Annotated in this window: 25 protein-coding genes; 13 read left to right on the forward strand and 12 right to left on the reverse strand. The window is 62.1% G+C overall.

Translation table 11 applies throughout. The annotated features are described in order from the left end of the window. Nucleotides 1-3: 3 nt before the first annotated feature. Genes B0E47_RS16520 through B0E47_RS16550 form a run of 7 tightly spaced genes read left to right on the forward strand, consistent with a single transcriptional unit; the run spans nucleotide 4 to nucleotide 5,815 of the window. The gene (locus B0E47_RS16520) at nucleotides 4-240 is read left to right on the forward strand and encodes an acyl carrier protein (RefSeq protein WP_077515337.1); all 237 of its coding nucleotides are present in this window, start codon (nucleotides 4-6) and stop codon (nucleotides 238-240) included. Then, nucleotides 237-1,301, forward strand: a complete 1,065-nt coding sequence (locus B0E47_RS16525; RefSeq protein WP_077515339.1) for a ketoacyl-ACP synthase III — start codon at nucleotides 237-239, stop codon at nucleotides 1,299-1,301. The genes B0E47_RS16520 and B0E47_RS16525 overlap by 4 nt, the downstream gene beginning before the upstream one ends. Continuing rightward, nucleotides 1,288-2,328 (forward strand): SRPBCC family protein, encoded by a 1,041-nt coding sequence (locus B0E47_RS16530; protein WP_077515341.1) that lies wholly within the window; start codon nucleotides 1,288-1,290, stop codon nucleotides 2,326-2,328. Before B0E47_RS16525 ends, B0E47_RS16530 begins: the two co-directional genes overlap by 14 nt. Then, the gene (locus tag B0E47_RS16535) at nucleotides 2,321-3,055 is read left to right on the forward strand and encodes an SDR family oxidoreductase (RefSeq protein WP_168171094.1); all 735 of its coding nucleotides are present in this window, start codon (nucleotides 2,321-2,323) and stop codon (nucleotides 3,053-3,055) included. Before B0E47_RS16530 ends, B0E47_RS16535 begins: the two co-directional genes overlap by 8 nt. Beyond that, nucleotides 3,052-3,678: a hypothetical protein gene (locus B0E47_RS16540; RefSeq protein ID WP_077515344.1), complete on the forward strand. Its 627-nt coding sequence runs from the start codon at nucleotides 3,052-3,054 to the stop codon at nucleotides 3,676-3,678. The genes B0E47_RS16535 and B0E47_RS16540 overlap by 4 nt, the downstream gene beginning before the upstream one ends. After that, nucleotides 3,671-4,642 (forward strand): ketoacyl-ACP synthase III, encoded by a 972-nt coding sequence (locus B0E47_RS16545; RefSeq protein ID WP_168171095.1) that lies wholly within the window; start codon nucleotides 3,671-3,673, stop codon nucleotides 4,640-4,642. The genes B0E47_RS16540 and B0E47_RS16545 overlap by 8 nt, the downstream gene beginning before the upstream one ends. 51 nt (nucleotides 4,643-4,693) lie before the next feature. Further along, nucleotides 4,694-5,815, forward strand: a complete 1,122-nt coding sequence (locus B0E47_RS16550) for an FkbM family methyltransferase (protein ID WP_077515346.1) — start codon at nucleotides 4,694-4,696, stop codon at nucleotides 5,813-5,815. Between the two features lie 24 nt (nucleotides 5,816-5,839). Here the strand turns inward: B0E47_RS16550 and B0E47_RS16555 are convergent, their stop codons facing one another. The 7 genes from B0E47_RS16555 to B0E47_RS16585 form a co-directional block, all read right to left on the reverse strand. Further along, a complete protein-coding gene (locus tag B0E47_RS16555) occupies nucleotides 5,840-7,105 on the reverse strand; it encodes an oligosaccharide flippase family protein (protein WP_077515347.1) in 1,266 nt (421 codons plus the stop codon). Continuing rightward, nucleotides 7,102-8,193, reverse strand: a complete 1,092-nt coding sequence (locus B0E47_RS16560; RefSeq protein WP_077515348.1) for a glycosyltransferase — start codon at nucleotides 8,191-8,193, stop codon at nucleotides 7,102-7,104. The genes B0E47_RS16555 and B0E47_RS16560 overlap by 4 nt, the downstream gene beginning before the upstream one ends. A 47-nt stretch (nucleotides 8,194-8,240) precedes the next feature. Further along, on the reverse strand, nucleotides 8,241-9,014 hold the full coding sequence (locus tag B0E47_RS16565) for a class I SAM-dependent methyltransferase (RefSeq protein WP_254422971.1): 774 nt from the start codon (nucleotides 9,012-9,014) through the stop codon (nucleotides 8,241-8,243). Continuing rightward, nucleotides 9,007-10,095 (reverse strand): glycosyltransferase family 4 protein, encoded by a 1,089-nt coding sequence (locus B0E47_RS16570; RefSeq protein WP_254422972.1) that lies wholly within the window; start codon nucleotides 10,093-10,095, stop codon nucleotides 9,007-9,009. The genes B0E47_RS16565 and B0E47_RS16570 overlap by 8 nt, the downstream gene beginning before the upstream one ends. Before the next feature lie 64 nt (nucleotides 10,096-10,159). After that, nucleotides 10,160-11,014, reverse strand: coding sequence for a glycosyltransferase family 2 protein (locus tag B0E47_RS16575; RefSeq protein WP_077515351.1), 855 nt, complete (start codon nucleotides 11,012-11,014; stop codon nucleotides 10,160-10,162). A gap of 215 nt (nucleotides 11,015-11,229) precedes the next feature. After that, on the reverse strand, nucleotides 11,230-11,625 hold the full coding sequence (locus tag B0E47_RS16580; RefSeq protein ID WP_077515352.1) for a type II toxin-antitoxin system VapC family toxin: 396 nt from the start codon (nucleotides 11,623-11,625) through the stop codon (nucleotides 11,230-11,232). Next, nucleotides 11,622-11,864, reverse strand: a complete 243-nt coding sequence (locus B0E47_RS16585) for an AbrB/MazE/SpoVT family DNA-binding domain-containing protein (RefSeq protein WP_077515425.1) — start codon at nucleotides 11,862-11,864, stop codon at nucleotides 11,622-11,624. The genes B0E47_RS16580 and B0E47_RS16585 overlap by 4 nt, the downstream gene beginning before the upstream one ends. Nucleotides 11,865-12,075: 211 nt before the next feature. On the opposite strand from B0E47_RS16585, the gene pilB reads away from it, so the two are divergent. From pilB to coaE, 5 genes are all read left to right on the forward strand, one after another. Next, on the forward strand, nucleotides 12,076-13,797 hold the full coding sequence (pilB, locus tag B0E47_RS16590; RefSeq protein ID WP_077515353.1) for a type IV-A pilus assembly ATPase PilB: 1,722 nt from the start codon (nucleotides 12,076-12,078) through the stop codon (nucleotides 13,795-13,797). Nucleotides 13,798-13,956: 159 nt separating this feature from the next. Then, entirely contained in the window at nucleotides 13,957-15,237 is a 1,281-nt protein-coding gene (locus B0E47_RS16595) for a type II secretion system F family protein (protein ID WP_077515426.1), read from the forward strand. 58 nt (nucleotides 15,238-15,295) lie between these two features. Then, on the forward strand, nucleotides 15,296-15,688 hold the full coding sequence (locus tag B0E47_RS16600; protein ID WP_077515354.1) for an endonuclease domain-containing protein: 393 nt from the start codon (nucleotides 15,296-15,298) through the stop codon (nucleotides 15,686-15,688). Between the two features lie 467 nt (nucleotides 15,689-16,155). Next, nucleotides 16,156-17,013, forward strand: coding sequence for an A24 family peptidase (locus tag B0E47_RS16610; protein WP_077515355.1), 858 nt, complete (start codon nucleotides 16,156-16,158; stop codon nucleotides 17,011-17,013). Beyond that, nucleotides 17,010-17,633: a dephospho-CoA kinase gene (coaE, locus tag B0E47_RS16615; RefSeq protein WP_077515356.1), complete on the forward strand. Its 624-nt coding sequence runs from the start codon at nucleotides 17,010-17,012 to the stop codon at nucleotides 17,631-17,633. Before B0E47_RS16610 ends, coaE begins: the two co-directional genes overlap by 4 nt. A gap of 18 nt (nucleotides 17,634-17,651) precedes the next feature. Here the strand turns inward: coaE and B0E47_RS16620 are convergent, their stop codons facing one another. The 4 genes from B0E47_RS16620 to lgt all read right to left on the reverse strand — a co-directional run bounded on the left by B0E47_RS16620 (nucleotide 17,652) and on the right by lgt (nucleotide 20,491). After that, nucleotides 17,652-18,068, reverse strand: coding sequence for an NUDIX domain-containing protein (locus tag B0E47_RS16620; protein ID WP_254422973.1), 417 nt, complete (start codon nucleotides 18,066-18,068; stop codon nucleotides 17,652-17,654). Next, nucleotides 18,068-18,556 carry a dihydrofolate reductase gene (locus B0E47_RS16625; protein WP_077515358.1) on the reverse strand — a complete coding sequence of 163 codons (489 nt, stop codon included), beginning with the start codon at nucleotides 18,554-18,556 and terminating at the stop codon, nucleotides 18,068-18,070. Before B0E47_RS16625 ends, B0E47_RS16620 begins: the two co-directional genes overlap by 1 nt. Nucleotides 18,557-18,695: 139 nt before the next feature. Further along, complete coding sequence (locus tag B0E47_RS16630; RefSeq protein WP_077515359.1) at nucleotides 18,696-19,490, reverse strand: thymidylate synthase; 795 nt, start codon at nucleotides 19,488-19,490, stop codon at nucleotides 18,696-18,698. A gap of 113 nt (nucleotides 19,491-19,603) precedes the next feature. Further along, nucleotides 19,604-20,491: a prolipoprotein diacylglyceryl transferase gene (gene lgt / locus B0E47_RS16635; RefSeq protein WP_077515360.1), complete on the reverse strand. Its 888-nt coding sequence runs from the start codon at nucleotides 20,489-20,491 to the stop codon at nucleotides 19,604-19,606. A 295-nt stretch (nucleotides 20,492-20,786) separates the two neighbouring features. Here lgt and B0E47_RS16640 point away from each other — a divergent pair, with 295 nt between their 5' ends. Then, a complete protein-coding gene (locus tag B0E47_RS16640; protein WP_077515361.1) occupies nucleotides 20,787-22,760 on the forward strand; it encodes a prolyl oligopeptidase family serine peptidase in 1,974 nt (657 codons plus the stop codon). A gap of 19 nt (nucleotides 22,761-22,779) precedes the next feature. Here the strand turns inward: B0E47_RS16640 and B0E47_RS16645 are convergent, their stop codons facing one another. Next, nucleotides 22,780-23,283 carry a TPM domain-containing protein gene (locus B0E47_RS16645; RefSeq protein ID WP_077515362.1) on the reverse strand — a complete coding sequence of 168 codons (504 nt, stop codon included), beginning with the start codon at nucleotides 23,281-23,283 and terminating at the stop codon, nucleotides 22,780-22,782. Nucleotides 23,284-23,356 lie beyond the last annotated feature (73 nt).

Raw genomic sequence — 23,356 nt, forward strand, 5'->3', positions numbered from 1 at the left:
AGCATGACCATTGAAGCATTCATCGAAAAATTCTCGTTTGCCATTGAAGTCGAACCAAGCACTTTGGACGCAGATACCGACTTCAAGGCACTGGACATCTGGGACTCCTTGAACACGTTGTCCATCATTGCAATGGCCGATGCCGACTTCAATGTGGCCCTGAGTGGACAGGACGTGGAATCCAGCCGGACGGTTGGTGATCTGTGGCAAATAGTCAAAGCGAAATCCAAGCTGCCATGAAAGCTCTGTCGGGAGTCGCAGTTCGCGCTATTGCCGCGGCGGTTCCGACCGACGTTGCGCGTACTCAGGACTATGAATACCTGAATCCGGAGGAACGCCTCCGCTTTCAAAAGGCCACCGGCATCGCATCCAGACACATCGTTCGCGACGGGCAATGTGCCTCCGATCTCTGCATTGCGGCAGCCGAGCAGACGTTTGAATATCTGGATTGGTCACGCGAAAGCGTAGGGGCATTGGTGCTGATAACCCAGACGGGCGATCAACCCGTGCCTGCCACCGCAATCGTCATCCAGCAAAAACTTGGGCTCCCACAAAACTGCGTTGCCTTCGACGTGAATCTGGGTTGTTCCAGCTATCCGTACGGTCTCGCCATCGTTGGCTCGATGATGCAGTCGCTGGGAATCAATCGCGCACTTCTTCTCATTGGCGATGTTTCGAGTCGCGTTTGCGCAAAACACGACAAGAGCTCCTGGCCGCTGTTTGGGGATGCGGGTTCGGCCACAGCGCTCGAACTGGACGAACACGCAACACCCATTCATCTTGACTTGATGTCGGATGGCTCCGGAAAGGACGCCATCATCATTCCCGGAGGTGGACTTGCGTCCAAGCGACCACCGCCGCTTCAAGGCACCGTACAGATGGAAGCAAGCGCTGACGGCATCCTACGACGACCCGACAACCTGATTCTTCGCGGCGCAGACATCTTCAGCTTTGCCATCTCAAAAGTACCTCTCAGTATCAGGCGTGTTGTGGATGCCGGGGGCACCACACCCGACGATATTGACCTTCTTGTCCTACATCAGGCCAACAAGATGATCAACGACACCATCGCCAAAAAGCTCGGCTTCACTCCTGACAAGGTACCTACGTCCATCGAGCACTACGGCAATACGAGTTCGGCCTCCATTCCAGTCACGCTATGTACCAACGCAAGCCTGTTTCGTGAGGCACGCACCATCGCTGTATCCGGCTTTGGCGTCGGCCTATCTTGGGGCAGCGCGGTGCTGCAAGTACCGGCAAACTCGATCCTAACCTGCGTTGAGAGCGATGCCATCTATTGACCGCCAATCGTACGTTGATCCGTCGATTCTTGACCTTGAGATAGAGAATATCTTCCGCGAGCGCATGTTCGTTGGTACTAGATTCGACTATGAGGCGCCGCAGTCATATCTCAGCATGGTGCTCGGACGCAGAGCAATCACCGTACGACGTTCTGGCGACGATGTCCGTGCCTTCGGAAATGTGTGTCTTCATCGCAACGCCCTGATTGACCCCACTGGGCGTGGCGAACGCCCTTTTCGTTGCCGGTACCATGGCTGGAGTTACGCAGCAGACGGCACATTGGCTGAGGCGCCCCTCGCAGAAAACAGTTGTATCGCAGTACGAACCCTCCCAGCGTTCCCGGTGAAGCAGTCCGACGATCTATATTTTCTCGGGCTTTCGGGAAGTGAGCCTGATACAAGCGAGGTATCCAGCGCACTCGCCAACGCCGAGATCAGAGTGGAACGTCCTTTTCATCAAAGCACACTGGCTCACGAGTGCAACTGGAAACTACTCGTGGAGAACGTGTTGGAGGGATACCACCTGAGTTTTGTCCATGGGAATACGTTCCGACCCGCCGGATTTACGTCCACTGGCAACTACAGTTGGGGCGGCGGCAAGCATTCGTCTTGGAGCGAGTTGACGCCCAATCCTTCACGCGACAAGCAGCATGCAATGCGAAAGCTTTCCCCGGGAGCGGGGCATCATTACCGGCATACCTACATCTTTCCGGACCTCTTTCTGTCGAATACAAACGGTCTTGTGGGATTCCTCAGTCACGTTGTTCCAACCAGTGTTTCGACCACCGATCTAAAGTGGATTTTGTTTGAACTCCCCGCACTCAAAGCGCTTTCAAATGCCGTACGAGACCAGATAAAAGAAGAAGCTGTAAGATTTACCGAGCAGGCGCTGCGAGAAGATCAGGTACTGGTCGAATCCTGTCAGGCGGGACTGTCACGCATCGGCTTCCAAGTTCAATTGCAACCGTGTGAGGGGCGAATCGGTCACTTTCACGAACTCTATGCGAGTCGGATACAGCATGGTTGACGGAAAGCACATCATGGTCACCGGTGCAACGTCCGGTATCGGTTATGCGGTCACAAAGGATTTGCTGGCCCACGGCGCACACGTTACAGCAGTCGGGCGCAATGAGCAGCGTCTCGATGAACTCAGGCAGCTTGGCGGCAACGCGCTGCAGGCCGTGGCATTCGACCTTACCGATTTCGAGCGTTACGAGAACCTTGTTTCATCGATTGCTCCTCTTGATGGATTAGTGCACTCGGCAGGTATCGTGGAGAACAACCCACTACGTTACTTTTCCATGGAAAAGTATCAGCGTACGGTCGCCATCAATCAGACGGCGCCGCTCGCACTGATTTCGGAACTTGCACGTTCAGGCAAGCTAAACACTCATGCGTCTCTCGTTCTTGTCTCATCAATCCTTGGCACCAGTATTGGCATGAAGGGCACAGCGGCATACGCAGGGACGAAGGCTGCGCTCGCTGCGTTTGCCAAAGTAATGTCGCTAGAGCTGGCTCATCGATGCATAAGGGTGAATTGCGTTTCACCAGGAATGGTCGAGACTGAATTGGTAGAAAACGCACGCCAGCTATCTTCCCAAGCCATACAAGCTGATAAGGACCGCTATCCGCTAGGCAAGCGTTACGCAAAACCGATGGAGATTTCTTCAACAGTACGCTTTCTTTTGTCAATCGAATCGTCGTTCATTACTGGACAGAACATCATTGTCGACGGCGGATTTAGCGTGCAATGAAAAGTGTAAATTTGATCTTACTTGGCCATGGGGGATTCGGCCGTGAAGTGGCGGCCTGGGTCGCAGCCCGAGGCATACCCTTCAAGATCCAGGGCTTTCTCGACGACGAAAATGTTGCGTCCGAAATTCTTGGCCCTATCAAAGGCCATCAACCGAATCCTGCCGCCAGGTATCTGACCTGCTTCGGTGACGGGCGGGCACGCCAAATGGTGCGCGAGCAACTTGAAGCCGTCGGAGGGAAATTCACCAGCCTGATCTCACCCGACGTCATGACCGCAACCAGGATTGATCAATCCATCAACAGTATCTTTCTCGGCGCTTGCAGCATTTCATCATCCGTCGTCTTGGGAAACGATGTGCTGATCCAAGGCTTCGCAGTAGTTGGACATGATGTGCTGGTTGGTCATGGCGTCACTGTGAGCTCGCACGCTTTTATTGGCGGCCATGCGAAGCTCTCCCCATTCTGTACCGTCCATCCCCACGCAGTGGTTCTACCGCATGTAACCATAGGAGAAGGCGCGGTAGTCGGCGCAGGCACCGTCGTTATAAGGGATGTCGCGCCATACACCACGGTCTTCGGCTTACCCGCCAAAGTCATTGCATACGGCAAGCCTCATGACTGATGTCTACCTCAATTTGATTGCCCCTGCCCTCGGGTCGCGAATTGAACGCAACGACGCCGTTTCGCTGGAACAGTCCGAATCCGACCTTGATCGCATCGTGAAGAAGACCGGCGTGCGCAGTAGGCATGTTGTGACGGAAAACGAATATACGAGTGACCTGGCATTGCGCGCCACGAATCAGTTGCTGCTTCGCACTGCCGGCAAGGTCGACGAATTCGACGGGTTGGTGGTTTGCACCCAGACGCCGGATCATCTGATCCCGGGCGTCTCGTCGCGGGTGCATGGCCAGCTTGGCTTCAGAAAGGACTGTTACACCCTGGACATTAATCAGGGCTGCAGCGGATTCATCTATGGCAGTCACCTGATTGCCGCCATGATTCGGGCTGAGGCGTTGCATCAGGCCATTCTTGTCAACGCCGACTGCTACACGCGCCTGATTCGACCTGACGATCTCACGACCCGCGTATTGTTCGGAGATGCCGCCACGGCAACGGCATTTTCGACCAAACGAAGCGGCCTTCGCCTGATCTATTCCCGTTGCTATTCCGACGGAACCGGATACGAGGATTTCATCGCCAGGGGATCCGCCATCCATCCGGACATGAATGTTTTGTCTGGTATCCATATGGACGGTCCAGGCATCCTGTCGTTCGCCCTGCGAGTGGTACCCGACGCCATCAATGCCGCCTTGAAGGACAACGGACTGGCCAAGACGGACATCCGGATATTTGCGTTCCATCAGGCAAACAGCTTTGTTCTCGGCAAGCTGGCTTACAAGATGGGATTGCTGAATGACCAGGTTCCGCAGAACTGCGCAGAACTGGGGAATACCGTCTCGGCATCCATCCCACTGCTGCTCATGGAACAGCAGGAACACCTGGATTGCGGCGATCTGGTTCTTGCAACAGGCTTCGGCGTCGGCCTTTCCTGGGGGGTGGCACTGTTTGAGCGAGTGGCAGAGTAGAAAAGACACAAAAACCCTTGCCAACCAGATCCAAAGTCAACAGGGAAGCTCATGAGCACCGCTTTTACAAACTGGTCAAACAGCATGGCCTGGGAAGCTCGCTTTTACGGGCGGGCACTTCAGCGTCGCCGGAAAGATCCAGAGTTCGACTGGAAGGGATTTGACCGCAGCCCATCAGGCCGCTTCTTTGCCGCGCGGCGCCTGGTCAAGCAATATCTATACAAGGCAGGCGTGCGGAAGAGGCGTTCAGTGTCCATCGACTGGATGCATGAAAACGCGGCGCTGCTTTGGGAAACGAGATGCATGCTTGCCGACGAGTTGAGCAAGCTGCTGTTTGACGCCGCGCTGATACTCAGAATGACCAGCCATCGGCACTTCTACTTCCCGCGCATTGACTTCGAGGACCTCGTAGCCATCGAGTCGGAATGTGCGTTCGACATGGAAGGTCTCCCACGCGACTACCTCGGCGCCCCGCTCGGAATATTCGAGGTGCGCTTTCAGAGCGAATCGCGTGACGATGCGAATGCACTTCTGATGAGGATGATTGGAACCAAAGGTCAGCTGAGCTTGCTTAACAGTTATCGGCAATATCTCGTTCGCCGGAACGGTTACGACTTGTCGCCCACCCCCGGTGACGTCGTGCTCGATTGCGGCGCATGCATTGGCGACTTTTCACTGCTGTTTGCCGGGATGGTAGGTGCGCAAGGGCAAGTGCACACGTTCGATCCCATACCTCTCCATGCGCGCTATTGCCACCTGCAGGCGTCGTTGAATCCATCCATCGCGCCGGCTTTTCACATCAACACGCTCGCGGTGGGCGATCGAACTTATACCGCACACGGCACACACATGGACTCCGACCGGATCGACCCGGGTGGATTGAATATCGATGCGTTCTCCTGCACAACCCTCGACGACTACGCTACGAACAGCCTCAATCGTGTGGACTTCATCAAGATGGATGTGGAAGGTGCGGAGTTGGGTGCGCTCATTGGAGCAACGGAGGTTATTCGCGCATTCAAGCCAAGACTTGCAATCTCCGGCTATCACAAGCCGGAAGACTTGTGGGAGATACCGCAGAAACTGAAGGCCCTGAATCCGGGATACGAGCTGACCTTTGGGCACCATAGCCCAGTACACTGGGAGTCAGTCTTTTATGCAGTGCAGCGTTGAGATGCATGGACGCGATCATGGCGCTCAACGCCGTTGCATCATCAGCCAACAGCCGCAGGCCATGAACACCTCCGCTGTCAGCAATGCCAGTGCCGCTGCGCCGGCGCCAACGCTTCGCAGCAACCACAGGTCCATACCGATGACCAGAGCGAGGCCCAGCGACTCCACCACCACGCGCGCACCCTGACGGTCTGACGCGGTCAAGGCGATCGCCGAGGATTGGTGCAAGGCGAACACCAAGGCCCACGGCGAAAGCATCAGCAGGTATTTTGTGGACACTGCATAGTCGTGCCCGAAAACGAATGGCATCAACGGCGCCACGAGTGCGGCGGCGATTGACGCCATGGCGGCATAACACAGCGCGGCAACCGCCACCGTCTTGAGCAGCTTTGCACCGCCGGGCGTGCCGTGCGTCGCGAACAGGCGCGGCAAGGCGGCGCCCATCAGCGCGGCAACCGGCAATACAAACACGCTCATCACCCGGAACGCGGCGGTGTACGTACCAGCGACGGTCGCACCGAGTATCTGCAAAAGCAGCACCTTGTCCACTTCCTGGTAACTCGTACCCACCAGCGACCCGACGGCGTAGCGGGTACCTTCGATGGTCGCCTTTGGCAACGACAGCCGATCGCGCCAGGCCGGTGCGCCATCGATCCGATGGACGAGGTAGACCGCAACCAGCATGCCGATGACCGAACCGGCGAAGTGCAGGAATGCCACATGACCCGGGGTCCCTGAAACCCCGACCGCCACCGCCGCAATCATCGAGAAGAGGCGAAAGGCGGGGACCAGACATATGGACACGGCGGCTGTCGCGCCTCGATCGAGGGCGAGACACAGGCTGGTGGCGGCTTGCACCAGAGGCAACGCGACCAATTCTGCAAAACCCAGCAGCACCATCGAACGGATGTCCACGCGTTCGACCAGAGCCAGCCCCGAGCCCACCATGAGCACCCCGATGAGCAGGATGCCGGACAGCAGAACCTGCAGGATCGCAGTTGCCCACAAGGCATTCGACCTCGTGCGATCACGCGCCACCTGTTGCGTCACCACATAGGCGATGCCCCAGCCAGACACCAGCGCAATGATGATCGCGGCGGCGACGGAACCGGCAAAGAGGCCATAGCCGTGCGGTCCCATCCAGCGCGAAAGGACAATGAGATAGCCAGCCTGGATGACTGCGCGCGTGCCCAGCCCCGCCGTGGACAGCAACGCGTTCTGGCCAAGCCGTCCGATACCCAACCGCACCATCAGGCTGTCGAGGCTGCGCAGTAAGGAATCTGTGCTCATCCGCTGCGCGTTCCGTTCGCCACCGTCCCGGGGGCAAACGCAGAATCGCGCTGCTGCCGACGCAAGGTGCGACGACGCATGATCAGCGTGCGCCAGCCCTCCGCGAGAAAGCTGATCGCGCCGAAATGGGCATGGATATCGGCAAGCGCAAACTTGGCCGTTGCAGCATTCCTCGCACTGATCGACCACAGCAACAGGCCCACCGCCACCTCCCAGCGATAGGCCTGGGGATAGTCCGCGCGATCGGCAAAAAACCGCCGCGCATCGGTATCGAATTCCAAGCTCGACTTGAGGAAATCCAGCCTGGCTTGCTTGCCGGAACGCAGCGCCGAATTCGGGCTTTCCCGGTAGACCGCAGTGACTTCCGGCAGATAGGCCACCTTCCAGCGTGATGCCGTGTACGCCGCCAGCACGGCGTCGCCAAATTTGTAAGGCTTTCCGGCCAGTTCCGAACGGGCAAACTCCTCCAGCGTGCTGCGTCGAAGCAGGATGGTGCAGGTGCGCAGAATCCTGGGGTAATGGAAGGTGCGGAACAGTTCCCCTTCCAGCAACGTGTGCGGAACATGCGAATGCACGGACTTGTTCCAGCCCACTTTCCATCCGCCAACTGCCCGGCGCGCCCGGACCCAGTCCGTGTGAACGATGCCCACGTCGGCGCGATCGCGAATCAGCGCAACTTGCCGTGACAGTTTGTGAGGCGAACACCAGTAATCGTCGCCTTCGCAATACGCGACATACTCGCCACGTGCCCTTGAAAAAACGCGCGCGCCGTTCGCATTCATCCCGACATTGGCGGCGGAGTGGATGACTCTGATGGTTCCGGGATAACGCCGCTGATAGTCCAGGGCGATTTTTCGTGTTTCGTCAGTGGATGCGTCTTCACCGATGACCAGCTCGAACGGGAAGTCACATTGCTGGGAAACGATGCCCTCGATGGCTTCGGCAAGATACTCGGCGTGGTTGTAGGTGATCATCAGCACACTCACCAACGGCCTTTCCACGAGACGGGTCGCATCACTGGTTTCCACCGTCTCGTCACCGATCGGATTACGCGGCAGTGTGGAGGACGCTGTATCGCCATCAGTCATCGGGAACCCCTATCGCATGCATGCTGATTAAACGAACGCGGTCTGTTTCAACGCGAGAATCGATAAATCAGTGTCGGGATGACTCTTTGCAGGTATTTCAACACTCCGTCAGGCGTCCTGCGCAAGAGGCCTGCACCGAGCGAATCCGGCCTTTCTATCTCGAAAGTGAGCCGCATCGCATCCACGCAAAGGTTGCGATACTTGAATCCTGCGTGGCTCAAGAAGTGTTCAGTCTGCCGCATCTGCAGCGGCTCGCAATCGTAAACCACGCCCCTGCGCATGACGCGAAGATACGGTGTGCGCCACGCGTGCGGCCACCAGCTGAGGAAGGCCAACTTGTAGTGCGGTTCGACCAGCATCCAGCGATTGGGCACCGCGAGATAACCCACGCCATCAGGTTTCATGACCCGGCGGATCTCCAGCAGGTGCCGATGCTGGGCATCGGCATCCCCGACATGTTCGATGACATGGTTGGTGAGTACGACATCAAATGTGCCATCGGCAAAAGGAAGCGTGGTGTCGCGCACCTGATGGTAGCGGTAGCCTTCGGTCACCAGGCGGTTGTCGTGGACGTCCACCGCATCCACGTCGCACCGCAGTTGTGGGTGGGTACCAAAATAATGCGCGATGCCGCCCGAGCCTGTGCCAACTTCAAGCATGCGCAGGGGTTGGGGACGACTGGCGAGATCCAGCAGGCGCTCGATCTTCAGACCCTTGAAACGCCGTGACGGCAGATCCAGCACGGCATGCGGCTGGCGCGCCGCGGCGCCGCCGGCATCGCCGATTTCGTACTCTTGATGGCGGGATGGCACATCAGACACGGTGGGAATCCAGCAGGCTGCGCAGGCGCTCCCCGAAAACCGGCCAGGCCTTGCCGGCCGCAAATTCGCGACACGCCGCCACATTGCCACTTTCCCGTGCCTGGGCAAGTTGACGGGTCACGGCATCTGCCAGCGCGACATAGTTGCCGGGCCCGATCAGGATTCCGGTTTGGCCATCCATCACGGCATCGGGCACTCCTCCAACGGCAAACGCCACGGTTTGCAGCCCGTGTGCCGCGGACTCCAACGCCACCATGCCGAAGCCCTCGACGTCACCCGGCAAATCAAGCACGGGGAAAACGTGTAGGTTTGCCGCCTGATATGCGGCGCCGAGTGTTTCGTCGTCGCAGCGGCCAAGGAAGCGCAGATTCCGTTCGACTCCATGGATTCGAGCGGCTGCGAGTATGCGTTCGCGTTCCGATCCGGGCCTTGCGTGAAGCGCATCGCTGGCTTCGTCACCGATCACTACCAGAAGTACATCGGGATGGCGCGATGCGATCCCGGGCAGCGATTTCTCGACAAATTCGGCCAGCCCCTTGCGCTGGGTCAAGCGTCCCACCGACAGCAGCAAGGGGCGCTGTCCGAAACTGTTCCGCTGGCGAAAGTCGCGAGCGGCCTCGGCATCCAGGGCCGGCAGATCGGTGCCCGGATGCAACACATGCATGTTGGCCGGCGGCACTCCTCTACTTTGCGCCAGCGTGGCCGTGTTCGCACTGTTGACGAGGGCGAGGTCGCAGCGCCGGATGAAGAATAGCCAGAGCCACTGGTACGCGCGACTGGGCGCGATGATATCGAGCCCGTGCAGATATACGACTGCCCTGCCCCCCGTACACCGTGCCGCCAACCAGGCGATCGGCGCCGTGAGGCCACTCCCGGCAATGACCCACTCGGGCTTGCGCCGCCACGCGAGACATGTCGCGTGCCACGCGGTTGCCAGCAGAAATACCGGCAGCGGCTTTACCCGGCTTTGCTTCATTTCCGTCTGTGCGGCTGCATATTGGGCGCTCCCGGCAGGCCCGCACAATGCCGTCCGCCAGGCCGGCTGCAATGCCTCAAGCAGATGCTGGTTGACCTTTTCCATGCCCCCAAGCAGCGGGGGAAAATTGCGTGTCACCAGCAAGGCCCATGGCTTTAGACGACTCTTGTCAGGCATCGCGTCGATACATCAGGCCGGTGATCTGTTCGGACACCAGACCGATCAGGAACACGATCACGGACGCGCTCCACATCAGCATGCTGCCGTTGGTGAGCCGACCGTAGTGGGTATACGTCCAGGCGTAGTTCGCACAGCCGAGCAGGAAGAAGACCGCACTGGCCGGCACAAACAACTTCAGCGGCGAATACAAGGTGGCGATCTTGAAGATGATCAGCAGGAAGCGGATGCCGTCGCGTAGCGGCTTGATGTGGCTCTTGCCGATGCGCTGGGCGGCCTTGATCGGGATGTAGGCGACCGGATAGGCGCTGCGGAAGAACGCCATGGTGCTGGTGGTGGGATAGCTGAAGCCGTTCGGCAGCAGGTGCAGGAATTCGCGGAACTTGTCCGCGCGCACGGCGCGGAAGCCGGAGGTGAGGTCGAGGATCGGATGGCCGGTCATGCGGGTGGCCAGCCAGTTGTACAAGGTATTGGCCACGCCGCGGCCGACGCCGGCCTGGCTGCCCCAGTCGCGGGCGCCGACCACCATGTCGTAGCCGCGGTTCAACTGGTCGAGCAGGCGCTTGATGTCGGCCTGGTCGTGCTGGCCGTCGCCGTCCATGAACACCAGGATGTCGCCGGTGGCGGCGCGGGCGCCGCGCTTGATCGCCGCGCCGTTGCCCATCGAGTACGGCGACGACAGGCACTGGACGCCACTGCTTTTGCAGACACTGCGGGTCTCGTCGGTGGAACCGTCGTCGACCACGATGATCTCGGCATCGGGATGGGCTGCACGCAGTTGCGGCAGCAAGGCCGTCAGCGCAGGCGCCTCGTTCTTGGCGGGCAGGATGATGCTGAGCTGGTTCAAATGCGGGTCCCCGGTGAAGCCGTCTCTTGATCGGATCTCGAGTGAATACCGCGGCAACGGCCGGCGGGTAATGCCCACCCTACGGCGCGGCAATGGTAGGGCGGGCACCGCCCGCCGGCTCTTCTGCATCAACGCAAGATGTGATCAAGAGACAGCCGTTGAAGTGGAGATCATAACGTGAAGGTTTGACGGACGCCGCGATGGAACACAGGTATTCAGGCAATCAGGCTCATGCCCGCGTACTTCGCCGCCCCGCGGTCGAACGTCATGATGCGTTCGCAGCCTGACGACGTGGCGCAACTTGAGATCAGGCAATCGGCGAAATCTGCTTTGGCGCTACGACAGGCGCGCAGCGCTTTCCAGGCTACCTCGGCGCGCTCTACCCTCAGCTCCTTGGTGCTCAACAGGGCCTCCAGCGCATCCAGAATCTGGTCGCGACCCAAGCCATAGGCTGCAGCCAATACCCACACCAGCTCAACGATCGACACCAGTGATATCCAGCCGGGGGTGTCTGCGGTCAGGTTTTCGAGCAAGGAGGTGGCCTTGGCCGCTTGCAGGGCATCGTCCTGCATGATGTAGCGCACCAGGACGTTGGTATCCAGCCCGATCATTTCGCTCTCGCTGCAACGGCGGCAATCGCAGCGTTCATTTGCTCGATCGACACCGTTTTGCGCACCTTGCCGAACATGCCCTTGAGTGTAGTGACAGGGCGAGTGGCCGCGATGAATTCATACCGGCCCGGCTCGATCTCGACGAACTCCACGCGGTCGCCGGTGCGTACCTGCATGGCCTCGCGCACAGCGGCCGGTATGGTGATCTGGCCTTTGCTGGTGACACTCGCTGTGGTCATGACATCTCTCCTTACTATGATGTAAGGATACAAGGGCGAGCGAACAAGCTCAAGCTCGGCAAGCATGCCGGGATACCACCTACCGGACAGCACATAGGCGCAACTTGTGCGCCGCATCACCCTGTCGTGGCCAAAGCCTGCAAACAATGGGTGACCTAGGCGCCAGACTGCGGTAGATTCAACCACATACAGGGAATGGGTCACGTAAGTTATGTCTTCTCTACCGCAACCGTCGCTCGCGGGCCTGTCCGGCATGGCGCGCCGCCTGGTGTCCGAAGGGCTGCTGCCGGAAGATGACGTCCGCAAGGCGATGGTCGAAAGCGCCCAGCGGAAGCTGCCGCTGGGCTCCTGGCTGCTCGACCAGAACCTGGTCGACAACGCGCAGTTGACCCGCATCGCGTCGCTCGAATTCGGCATGCCGATGATGGATGTGTCGTCGCTGAACCCGGTCACGATGCCGCTGGATCTGCTCAGCGAAGCGTTGATCACCAAGCATCAGGCGCTGCCGCTGTTCCGTCGTGGCAAGCGGTTGTTCGTCGGCATCGCCGACCCGACCCAGTCACATGCGCTGGACGAGATCAAGTTCCACTCCAACTGCCTGGTCGAACCGATCCTGGTGGAGCGCGGCTCGCTGCTGCGGGTGATCGAGGGACTGCTGAACAACCTGCGCGACACCATGCCCGACATGGGTGGCGGCGAGTTCGACGAGCTGGACCTGGAGGTGGGCAGCGACGAGGCCGAGTCCACCGGCATCGACGCCACCGGCACCGACGACGCGCCGGTGGTGAAGTTCGTCAACAAGATCCTGGTCGACGCGATCCGCCGCGGCGCCTCGGACATCCATTTCGAACCGTTCGAAACCCAATATCGGGTACGCCTGCGCATCGATGGCATGCTCAAGGCGGTGGCCAGCCCGCCGATGAAGATGGCCAACCGCCTCTCCTCGCGCCTGAAGGTGATGGCGCAGCTGGATATCGCCGAGAAGCGCGTGCCACAGGATGGCCGCATCAAGCTCAACCTGTCCAAGACCCGCGCGATCGACTTCCGCGTGAGCTCGCTGCCGACCCTGTTCGGCGAAAAGATCGTGCTGCGTATCCTCGATGGCTCGGCGGCGAAGATCGGCATCGAGAAGCTCGGCTATGAGCCGGAGCAGCAGAAGCTCTATATCGACGCGATCCACCGGCCGTACGGCATGGTGCTGGTCACCGGCCCCACCGGTTCGGGCAAGACGGTGTCGCTATACACCGGGCTGAACATGCTCAACACCAACGAGCGCAACATCTCGACGGTGGAGGACCCGGTGGAAATCCGGGTCGAGGGCATCAACCAGGTACAGCAGAACGTGAAGCGCGGCATGACCTTCGCCAGCGCGCTGCGCTCGTTCCTGCGCCAGGATCCGGACGTGATCATGGTCGGCGAAATCCGCGACCTGGAAACCGCCGAAATCGCGGTCAAGGCCGCCCAGACCGGCCACATGGTGCTGTCCACCCTGCACACCAACGACGCGCCGCAGACCATCGCGCGCCTGATGAACATGGGCATCGCGCCGTACAACATCATCTCGTCGGTGACCCTGATCATCGCCCAGCGCCTGGCCCGGCGCCTGCACGATTGCAAGAAGCCGATGAATGTGCCGCCGAAGGTGCTGCTGGACGCCGGCTTCAGCCAGGCCGACATCGACGCGGGCCTGATCATCTACGAGGCCGTGGGCTGCGATGGCTGCACCGAGGGTTACAAGGGCCGCGTGGGCATCTACCAGGTGATGCCGATGCTGGAGGATATCCAGAAGATCATCCTGCAAGGCGGCAATGCGATGCAGATCGCCGAGGTGGCCAGGGCCGCCGGGGTCAACGACCTGCGCGCCTCGGCCATGCTCAAGGTCAAGCAGGGGATGACCAGCCTGATCGAAATGGACCGGGTCACCAAGGAATGATGGGCGGATCCGGGGCGCATGCAGCATCGAACTTGCGTCAGGCGCCACGGTTTGCCGCGATGGAAATGACATAAGCTGTTCCAATACAAGTTCTGCCAATACCTTGTCCGCCGGCCGCCTGGGCCGGTTTGGGGATCGAACTACCGGGGGAAGATGCGCATGGCTACGGCTACCGCTACCGCAAAAGCAAATGCAGACAGGACGCGCGCACTCGGTGCCCAGCGCGCCGAGGTCAGCAAGCTGACCACCTACGACTGGGTGGCGCTGGACAAGCGCGGCAAGCGCATGAAGGGCGAAATGCCGTCGAAGAACGCTTCGCTGGTCAAGGCCGAGCTGCGCCGCCAGGGGATGAACCCGCAAACCGTGCGGGAGCGCGCCAAGCCGCTGTTCGGCTCCAGCGGCAGCACGATCAAGCCGGGCGACGTGGCCATCTTCAGCCGCCAGATCGCCACCATGATGGCCTCCGGCGTGCCAATGGTGCAGTCGTTCGACATCATCGCCGACGGGCAGAAGAACGTCCGCTTCAAGAACGTGCTGCTGGACGTGAAGCAGAACATCGAGGGTGGTGCCGCTCTGCACGAGGCGCTGGCACGCTATCCGGTGCAGTTCGACGAGCTTTACTGCAACCTGGTGCACGCGGGCGAGACCTCGGGCGTGCTGGACACCGTGCTGGACACCGTGGCCACCTACAAGGAACGCACCGAGGCGCTCAAGAAGAAGATCAAGAAGGCGCTGTTCTACCCGATGATGGTGCTGGCGGTGGTCTTCATCGTGATCCTGATCATGCTGCTGTTCGTGGTGCCGGTGTTCGCCAAGACCTTCCAGGATGCCGGCGCGCAGTTGCCGGCACCGACCCAGTTCCTGGTCGATGCCTCGAAGTTCATGCAGAGTTGCTGGTACATCGTGATCGGCGTGATCGTGGGTGGCATCGCTGCCATCGTGATCAGCAAGAAGCGCTCGCCGAAATTCGCCCACTTCCTCGATCGCGTGGCGCTGAAGATGCCGGTGATGGGCGATATCGTGCGCAACACCGCGATCGCCCGCTTCGCCCGCACGCTCGGCGTGACGTTCCGCGCCGGTGTACCGCTGGTGGAAGCGCTCGACGCCGTGGCCGGCGCCACCGGCAGCATCGTCTACGGCGATGCCGTGCGGCAGATGCGCGACGACATTTCGGTCGGCCACCAGTTGCAGCTGGCGATGAAACAGACCGGCCTGTTCCCCAACATGGTGGTGCAGATGACCGGCATCGGCGAAGAATCCGGCGCGCTGGACAACATGCTGTTCAAGGTTGCCGAGTTCTACGAGGAAGAGGTCAGCAACGCGGTCGACACGCTCTCCACCCTGCTCGAACCGATCATCATGGTGGTGCTGGGCACCATCGTCGGCGGCATCGTGATCGCCCTGTACCTGCCGATCTTCAAGCTCGCGGGCACGTTCTGATCTTTCAAAACCCCTCCCCCAGTGGGGGAGGGGTTGGGGAGAGGGTCCGCTCGAAGCGATGCGTCTCAAACCGTCCCTGCCCTCTCGAACGCTGGCGGCAGCCAAGTCGCTGCGTACCACCAGCACCGACGCCGAGATCAAACTCTGGTACCACCCGCGCGCAAAGCGTCTTGGCGGACTCAAATTCCGTCGCCAGCACCCCATTCCGCCGTATATCGCGGATTTCTACTGCGATGAGTTGAGATTGGTCATCGAGCTCGATGGCTCGCAGCACGACGAAGAAATCGACAGCACCCGTACGCGCACTCTGGAGCGACAAGGACTCATCGTTCTGAGATTCTGGGACAATCAGGTGTTGCAGGAAACTGAAGCGGTGCTTGAGGCGATTCTGGATTTCGCTCGAGGCCGGACCCTCTCCCCAACCCCTCTCCCGCAGGGAGAGGGGCTTTAGAGCCGACGCTGCGCTGGAAAAAGCCCCTCTCCCTCCGGGAGAGGGGTGGGGGTGGGGGTGAGGGTTCGGTCGAAGCGAGAAGCCACAAGCCAGACCCGCACTCGCCTGGCCCCAGATTCTGGGACAATCAGGTGTTGCAGGAAACTGAAGCGGTGCTTGGGGCGATTCTGGATTTCGCCCGGGGCCGGACCCTCTCCCCCACCCCTCTCCCGCAGGGAGAGGGGCTTTAGAGCCGACGCTGCGCTGGAAAAAGCCCCTCTCCCTCCGGGAGAGGGGTGGGGGTGAGGGTTCGGTCGAAGCGAGAAGCCACAAGCCAGACCCGTACTCGCCTGGCCCAAGATTCTGGGACAATCAGACGTCGCAGGAAACTGACGCGGTGCTTGAGGCGATTCTGGATTTCGCTCGGGGCCGGACCCTCTCCCCAACCCCTCTCCCGCAGGGAGAGGGGCTTTAAGCAAGGCGCACGCATGCCCGAACTTCCGCTTGTTGTATGGATCACCCTGGCCGCCGTACTCGGCCTGCTGGTAGGCAGTTTCCTCAACGTGGTGATCCTGCGCCTGCCCGAGCGCATGGCGGCGGGCTGGCGCCGGGAAGCGCGCGATGTGCTGGAGCTCGAGGCCGATGCGGAGCCGCTGCCACCAGGCATCGTGCGCGAGCCTTCGCACTGCCCGCAGTGCAAGCACCCGCTGTCGGCGGCGGACAATATTCCGCTGTTCGGCTGGCTGCTTCTGCGCGGGCGTTGCCGCTACTGCAAGACGAAGATCTCGATCCAGTACCCGCTGGTGGAACTGCTCGGCGGGGTGTTGAGCGCCGCGGTGGTGTGGAAATTCGGACCGACCTGGGTCGCGCTGGCGGGCTTGGTGTTCACCTGGGTGCTGATCGCTGCGGCCGGCATCGACTTTCGCACGCAGTTGCTGCCCGACCAGCTGACCTTGCCACTGCTGTGGCTGGGCCTGTTGCTGTCGCTGCTGCCGATGTTCGTCAGTGCGCCGGCGGCCATCGTCGGCGCCGCGATCGGTTACCTGAGCCTATGGAGTGTGTACTGGGGTTTCAAGCTGCTCACCGGCAAGGAAGGCATGGGCTACGGCGACTTCAAGCTGCTCGCGGCGCTCGGTGCATGGATGGGGCCGGTGGCGCTGTTGCCGACGATCCTGCTGTCCTCGCTGATCGGCGCCCTGGTCGGTGGCAGCCTGATCGCCCTGCGCAGGCACCAGCGCGAGATCCCGATGCCGTTCGGGCCGTTCATCGCCGCCGCCGGCTGGGTCTGGTTCATCGCCGGGCCCGAGCTGCTGCGGGGCTACATGCATTTCACCGGCTTGCGATGAGCGGACGTCCGCACGCCATGGTGGTGGCGCTGACCGGCGGTGTCGCCGCCGGCAAGTCGGCGGTGGCACGGCGCTTCGAGGCGCTGGGCGTGCCCGTTCACGACGCCGACGTGGCCGCCCGCGAGGTGGTCGCGCCAGGCTCCGACGGGCTGGCCGCGGTGGTTGCCGTGTTTGGTCGCGACGCCCTCGACAAGAGCGGTCAACTGGATCGCGCGACGATGCGCCGGCGCGTGTTTGCCGACCCCGCGGCACGCGGCACGCTGGAAGCGATCATCCACCCGCGCGTGCGCGCCTGGCTGCGCGAACGCGTGGCGGCCGAGAACGCTCCGTATTGCCTGCTGGCCATTCCCTTGCTGGCCGAGAACATCGCGCAGTACCGCTGGGTCGACCGCGTGCTGCTGGTCGACGTACCCGAATCGGTGCAGCTTGACCGCCTGATCGCCCGCGACGGCACCGATAAGGCACTGGCCCTGCGCATGATCGGCCAGCAGGCCAGCCGCGCCGAACGACTCGCCCTGGCCGACGACGTGATCGAGAACAGCGGCGACGAAGGCGCGCTGGATGGCGCGGTCGCCGACCTGCACCAACGCTATCTGGAGCTCGCCAAAAGCAGGACCTAGGCGTCCGGCGGAGCCTGTCTACCGGATACGTTCCAGCAAGGCTCGCAGGATCGGACCGTCGGCCGGCGTCAGGATCGCCGGATCGATCCGATCCGGTGGCGACCACTGCAGCGCCTGTCCCTCCAGCGACTGTGGCAGCCCGCGCCACTGCTCGACGCACCACGCGTCGAGCATCAACTCACGATCGTCGTAACGCCACGGCACGCGGATCAACGGCCGGGCGTCCAGCAGCTCGATGCCGAGTTCTTCCTGCAGCTCGCGCGCCAGCGCGGCCAGCGGCGTCTCGCCGGGTTCGAGCTTGCCGCCGGGAAACTCCCACAGACCCGCCAGATGCTTGCCGGCGGGACGCTGCGCCAGCAACACGCGCCCGCCCGCATCCAGCAGCAGGCCGGCCATCACGTGCATGACCGCTGGCGACGCGGCAGGTGCGGGCATCAGGCGCTGCGCAGGTACTCGACCATGTCGAAGTCGTAGGCATGCTCGGCGTCGGCCTTGTGATGCACGCGCGACACCTCGGTCCAGTCGCTGAAGTGGACGCCGGGGAAGAAGGTGTCGGCCCCGTCGATGGCGGCGCTGACCCAGGTCAGGTACATGCGACGCGCCCGTGGCAGCGCCTCGGCGAAAACCAGGCCACCGCCGATCACCATCAGGCCGGTGTCGCTGCAGCGCGCCTGCGCTTCTTCGATCGAGCGGACGGTGATCTGGCCGGGAAACGGCGCCTCGTGCCGCCGCGACAGCACCAGATTCACCCGGTCCGGCAAGGCACGCCCGATCGACACGGCGGTGTTGTAACCCATCAGCACATTCTTGCCGGTGGTCAGCTGCTTGAACCAGCGCAGGTCGTCGGGCAGGTGCCACGGCAGCTGACCCTTGCGGCCGATGGCGAAGTTTTCATCGAGTGCGGCAATCAGCGAGACAGCCATGGGAAATCCTTGGAGACATGATCAACGGGAAGGTACGCCGCTGGGGCGCCACCGGATGCGTGGAATCTTAGCAGGCTGCACTGCTCCGGCGGAGGGACCACGCGCGCGACCATGCGTGGGCGCGGCGCGGCGGCGCGGGCTAGACCGCCACGACGCCCTTGATCGCCGGGTGCGACTGATAACCCTCGATCGCAACGTCCTCATAGCGGAAGTCGAAGACCGAGCGCACCTCGGGATTGAGCAGCAGTCGCGGCAATGGCAGCGGTTCGCGACTCAGTTGCAGGCGCGCCTGCTCGACATGGTTGTTGTACAGGTGGGCATCGCCCAGCGTGTGCACGAAATCGCCCACGCCGAGCCCGCAGACCTGGGCCACCATGTGGGTGAGCAGCGCATAGCTGGCGATGTTGAACGGCACGCCGAGGAAGATGTCGCCCGAACGCTGGTACAGCTGGCAGCTCAACTTGCCGTCCGCCACGTAGAACTGGAACATCGTGTGGCATGGCAGCAAGGCCATCTTCGGCAGTTCGCCGACATTCCACGCGCTGACGATCAGCCGGCGCGAATCGGGATTGCGCCTGATCTCGTCGACCACCCAGGCGATCTGGTCGACCACGCTGCCATCGGCGGTGCGCCAGGCGCGCCATTGCTCACCATAGACCGGGCCGAGATCGCCGTTCGCATCGGCCCACTCGTCCCAGATGCGCACACCGTGCTCTTTCAGGTAGGCGATGTTGGTGTCGCCGCGCAGGAACCAGATCAGCTCGTGCACGATCGATTTCAGATGCAGCTTCTTGGTGGTGACCAGCGGGAAACCTTGCGCGAGATCGAAGCGCATCTGCCAGCCGAATACGCTGCGCGTGCCGGTGCCGGTGCGGTCGGCCTTTTCGTTGCCGTGGTCGAGCACGTGTCGGAGCAGATCGAGATAGGGACGCATCGCCGAATTCTAACGCGTAGGAGCCCGCTGGCGGGCGATGCTCTTTGGCTCTTGCGAATCCCAAATCCCGAATCCCAAATCCCGGCCCAAGAGCATCGCCCGCCAGCGGGCTCCTACGAGGGTTGTATGGCCAGCGGCAGCGTGGGCGCGCGCCGCGACATCGCGATCAGCACCAGCCCAACCACGATCAGCGGCAGCGACTGCATCTGCCCCATCGTCACCCACGAGGTGCCGAACAGGTAGCCAAGCTGTGGATCGGGTACGCGCACGAACTCCACCGCGAAGCGGAACACGCCATACAGCAGCGCGAACAGGCCCGATACCAGATAGCGCGGCCGCGGCTGCAGCGACACCAGCCACAGCGCCAGGAACATCACCAGCCCTTCCAGGCCGAGCTCGTACAGCTGCGACGGGTTGCGCGGCAGGCCATCGAACTGTTGCAGCGATGGCAACCAGGCAGGATGCGCCGCCACCCACGCCACGTCCTCGGCGTGGGCATTCGGAAAGATCATCGCCCACGACAGATCGGCGGGCTTGCCCCACAGCTCGCCGTTGATGAAGTTGCCGAGCCGGCCCAGGCCCAAGCCGATCGGCACCAGCGGCGCCACGAAGTCGACCGTGTCGAAGAAGTGCAGCGCCTGGCGACGCGACCACCACCAGCCCGCCGCAAGCACGCCGAGCAGGCCGCCGTGGAAGCTCATGCCGCCGTCCCACACTTTGAACAGCGCCAGCGGATCGGTCCAGATCCAGTGGATGCCGCCTTCGTAGTAGAACAGCATGTACCAGATCCGCCCGCCCACGATCACACCCAGCATGCCGTAGAACAGCAGGTCGCCCAGCGCATCGCGACTCACCGGCAAACGGCCGCGCCGGCGCCGGTACTCGCCGAGCACCGCGACGAAGAAGAACCCCAGCAGGTACATCAGACCGTACCAGTGCACCTGGACCGGGCCGAGGTGGAAGGCGACCGGATCGAAATGGACGACGAAAGGCTGCGACATGCGAACGACACTGATCGGGCAAAGGCCAAGTGTAGCGGCACGCACCGCGTCCCGGGCCAGCGCGTTTTGCGAGGCTTGCGCGGAGCCGCTAAAATCTTCGGCGCACGCGGCCTGTTCCGGGGAAATCGGGGACGAAACGGGCCAGCGAGCCAGTCGGGGGAAATCGATGACGCTTCATCTGTTGCCTGCACGGGCCGAATCGGCCCCTGCCGGTGACCGCATTGGCGACGCTCGCCTTCCACGACAACGCCCCGCGACCGTGCTCTCCGCCCCGATCCGATTCAGAGGAACCACCATGCTCCGTGCGTTGCGCCATCTGCTGACCATCGCCTTGTTGTGCACTCCGCTCGCGGCGCTGACCGCCCCGGCGGCCCTGCTGCCGGTCGGGGATTTCGCCCGCCATCCCCAGCTGAGCAATCCGTCGCTGTCGCCGGACGGCCAGATGCTGGCGGTGTCCGTGCGCAACACCGACAAGGACGGCAGCGACAGCTACCAGCTGGCGGTGCTGCACCTGCCCGACCTCAAGGTGCTCAGCCGCCTCGACATGGCGCGACGCAACGTGCCGGGACAAGTGGTGTGGGTGAGCAATACGCGGCTCGTGGTGGCGCTGGCCTACCAGTCGGCGTGGCTGGACATCCCGCAGATGACCGGCGAGATCGTGGCACTGGACTATGACGGCAGCCACAAGGCCACCCTGTACAGCCTGCGCGCCCGCGGCAGCTCGATCCATTCGCAGGACATGCCCATTGGCTACGCCACGATCGCCGATGTGCCGGAGCCACGCAACAACCACCTCTACGTCGACCTGCATCCGGCATCTACCGGCAACTACACCTTGTTCAGCTCCGACAGCAGCATGATCTACGACGTCGACACCAGCAGCGGCGCCGCCACGCTGATAGGCAAGATCAACAAGGGCAGCATGCACTTTGTCATGCACGACGGCATCGCACGCTTCGCGGTCGGTTCGCCCGACGCGGGCGCGACGATCAATACCTACACCCGCGACAACAAGGATCAACCGTGGCGCCTGATGCCGGCCAGCGTCACCGGAAAGTTGCTGACCCCCGAGCGGATCAGCGCCGACGGCAGCCGCATGTGGTCGATGTACAGCGCCAACGGCGGCCCGGAACAACTGGTGTCGAGCAAGCTCGATGGCAGCGACCGCGAGGTGCTGGCCAGCGACAGCTTTGCCTCCGTCGGCGACGTCCTGTGGGCACCGCACCACGGCGCGCCGTACGCGGCGAGCCTGGCGGTCGGCCGGCCGCATTTCGTGGCGTTGGACGACAACCCGCTGGCCCAAGTGCTGCAGGCGCTCAGCGAGAAGTTTCCGGACGAGGCGATCGACATCGCCGGCCACAGCGACGATGGCATGGTGCTGCTGATCCACGCATACAGCGACCGCGACCCCGGCACCTATGCCTTGTTCGACCGGAACAGCATGAACCTGCGACCGCTGTTCCAGAGCGAGCCATGGATCAAGTCGGCACAAATGGCGGTGCGCAAGCCAATCCGTTTCAAGGCCGGCGATGGCATGGAGCTGGACGGTTACGTGACCGTGCCGCTCGACGGTGCCAGGTCCCACCCGATGGTGCTGGTACCGCATGGCGGCCCGATCGGCATCGCCGATGGCTGGGCCTACGATGCCGACGCGCAGTTCCTGGCCACCCGCGGCTATACGGTGCTGCAGGTCAACTATCGCGGTTCTTCCGGCCGCGGCATGAACTTCCAGCATGCCGGCTACAAGCAGTTCGGCGACCGCATCCAGCACGACCTGATCGACGGCGTGCATTGGGCGATCGACCAGGGCTATACCGACAACAAGCACATCTGCGTCTACGGCGGCAGCTTCGGCGGTTACTCGTCGCTGATGCAGCCGATCCTCGCCCCGGGCCTGTACCAGTGCGCGATCGACTATGCCGGCGTGGCCGACTGGGCGATCGGCATGGAATACAGCGACACCAGCCACTTCACCATCGGCAAGACCTATTTCGCCAACGCGATCGGCGACGTGGCGGCCGCCCGTGCGATCTCGCCGCTGTACCAGTTGGACAAGTTCAACGTGCCGGTGCTGATCGCCCACGGCAAGGCCGACCCGCGGGTGCCGTTCCGCAACGCCACCGCGTTGCGCTCGGCGCTGGACAAGGCCGGCAAGCCTTATGTGTGGCTGGTGAAACCGAAGGAAGGCCACGGCTTCTACAGCGAGGCGGATCGCACCGACCTGCTGCAGCACATGCAGGATTTCCTGGCCAAATATCTGGGCGGCTGACGCGCGCCCTGGATCCCGGTTACAGAAACACGGGCCGATCCGGCAATTCGTCCGGGTCGGCCTTGTCGTTGCCGGGGAAATGTTTCAGCAACAAGGCATGCGTGGCGGCAATCCCGGCGAGGCTGCCTTCGCGCCACTGCTTGCGCGCATAGCTGTCGCGCATGCGCGAGCAGATCGCTTCCCATTCGCCCGGCGCCACCCGCGCGACGATGCCGCGGTCGGCCACGATCTCGATGCGATGCTCGGCGAGCAGCACGTACAGCAACACCCCGCTGTTGTGTTCGGTATCCCACACGCGCAACTGGCTGAACGCCTGATGCGCGCGGGCCGCGGCGTCGAGCCCGCCCAACACCGCGAACGGATCGAGCCGCGACTCGATCGCCACGCACACCTCGCCCTGGTGCGTGTGTTCGCCGGCGGCGATCGCCGCGGTGATCTCGTCCAGCAAGGCAGCAGGAAAGCGCCGCCGCAGCTGGAACCAGCCTTCGAACAGGTTCGCCAGCAGTCGTTGCATGCGCGCCATCTCACCAACTCCCCGAGGCACCGCCGCCGCCGAAGCTGCCGCCGCCCCCGCTGAAACCGCCGCCACCGAAACC

The organism is Rhodanobacter sp. B05, from assembly GCF_002001085.1.
Classification (GTDB): domain Bacteria; phylum Pseudomonadota; class Gammaproteobacteria; order Xanthomonadales; family Rhodanobacteraceae; genus Rhodanobacter.

Bases quoted from the DNA above. Each gene is read 5' to 3' on its own strand.
- B0E47_RS16570 (WP_254422972.1), bottom strand. From the start codon at position 10,095: ATGGAAAAGGTCAACCAGCATCTGCTTGAGGCATTGCAGCCGGCCTGG.
- pilB (WP_077515353.1), top strand. From the start codon at position 12,076: ATGTCTTCTCTACCGCAACCGTCGCTCGCGGGCCTGTCCGGCATGGCG.
- B0E47_RS16600 (WP_077515354.1), top strand. From the start codon at position 15,296: ATGCGTCTCAAACCGTCCCTGCCCTCTCGAACGCTGGCGGCAGCCAAG.
- B0E47_RS16520 (WP_077515337.1), top strand. From the start codon at position 4: ATGACCATTGAAGCATTCATCGAAAAATTCTCGTTTGCCATTGAAGTC.
- B0E47_RS16580 (WP_077515352.1), bottom strand. From the start codon at position 11,625: ATGATCGGGCTGGATACCAACGTCCTGGTGCGCTACATCATGCAGGAC.
- B0E47_RS16525 (WP_077515339.1), top strand. From the start codon at position 237: ATGAAAGCTCTGTCGGGAGTCGCAGTTCGCGCTATTGCCGCGGCGGTT.
- B0E47_RS16640 (WP_077515361.1), top strand. From the start codon at position 20,787: ATGCTCCGTGCGTTGCGCCATCTGCTGACCATCGCCTTGTTGTGCACT.
- B0E47_RS16545 (WP_168171095.1), top strand. From the start codon at position 3,671: ATGACTGATGTCTACCTCAATTTGATTGCCCCTGCCCTCGGGTCGCGA.
- B0E47_RS16535 (WP_168171094.1), top strand. From the start codon at position 2,321: ATGGTTGACGGAAAGCACATCATGGTCACCGGTGCAACGTCCGGTATC.
- B0E47_RS16585 (WP_077515425.1), bottom strand. From the start codon at position 11,864: ATGACCACAGCGAGTGTCACCAGCAAAGGCCAGATCACCATACCGGCC.
- B0E47_RS16595 (WP_077515426.1), top strand. From the start codon at position 13,957: ATGGCTACGGCTACCGCTACCGCAAAAGCAAATGCAGACAGGACGCGC.
- B0E47_RS16530 (WP_077515341.1), top strand. From the start codon at position 1,288: ATGCCATCTATTGACCGCCAATCGTACGTTGATCCGTCGATTCTTGAC.
- B0E47_RS16560 (WP_077515348.1), bottom strand. From the start codon at position 8,193: ATGACTGATGGCGATACAGCGTCCTCCACACTGCCGCGTAATCCGATC.
- B0E47_RS16555 (WP_077515347.1), bottom strand. From the start codon at position 7,105: ATGAGCACAGATTCCTTACTGCGCAGCCTCGACAGCCTGATGGTGCGG.
- B0E47_RS16550 (WP_077515346.1), top strand. From the start codon at position 4,694: ATGAGCACCGCTTTTACAAACTGGTCAAACAGCATGGCCTGGGAAGCT.
- B0E47_RS16620 (WP_254422973.1), bottom strand. From the start codon at position 18,068: ATGCCCGCACCTGCCGCGTCGCCAGCGGTCATGCACGTGATGGCCGGC.
- B0E47_RS16645 (WP_077515362.1), bottom strand. From the start codon at position 23,283: ATGGCGCGCATGCAACGACTGCTGGCGAACCTGTTCGAAGGCTGGTTC.
- B0E47_RS16540 (WP_077515344.1), top strand. From the start codon at position 3,052: ATGAAAAGTGTAAATTTGATCTTACTTGGCCATGGGGGATTCGGCCGT.
- B0E47_RS16610 (WP_077515355.1), top strand. From the start codon at position 16,156: ATGCCCGAACTTCCGCTTGTTGTATGGATCACCCTGGCCGCCGTACTC.
- lgt (WP_077515360.1), bottom strand. From the start codon at position 20,491: ATGTCGCAGCCTTTCGTCGTCCATTTCGATCCGGTCGCCTTCCACCTC.
- coaE (WP_077515356.1), top strand. From the start codon at position 17,010: ATGAGCGGACGTCCGCACGCCATGGTGGTGGCGCTGACCGGCGGTGTC.
- B0E47_RS16630 (WP_077515359.1), bottom strand. From the start codon at position 19,490: ATGCGTCCCTATCTCGATCTGCTCCGACACGTGCTCGACCACGGCAAC.
- B0E47_RS16625 (WP_077515358.1), bottom strand. From the start codon at position 18,556: ATGGCTGTCTCGCTGATTGCCGCACTCGATGAAAACTTCGCCATCGGC.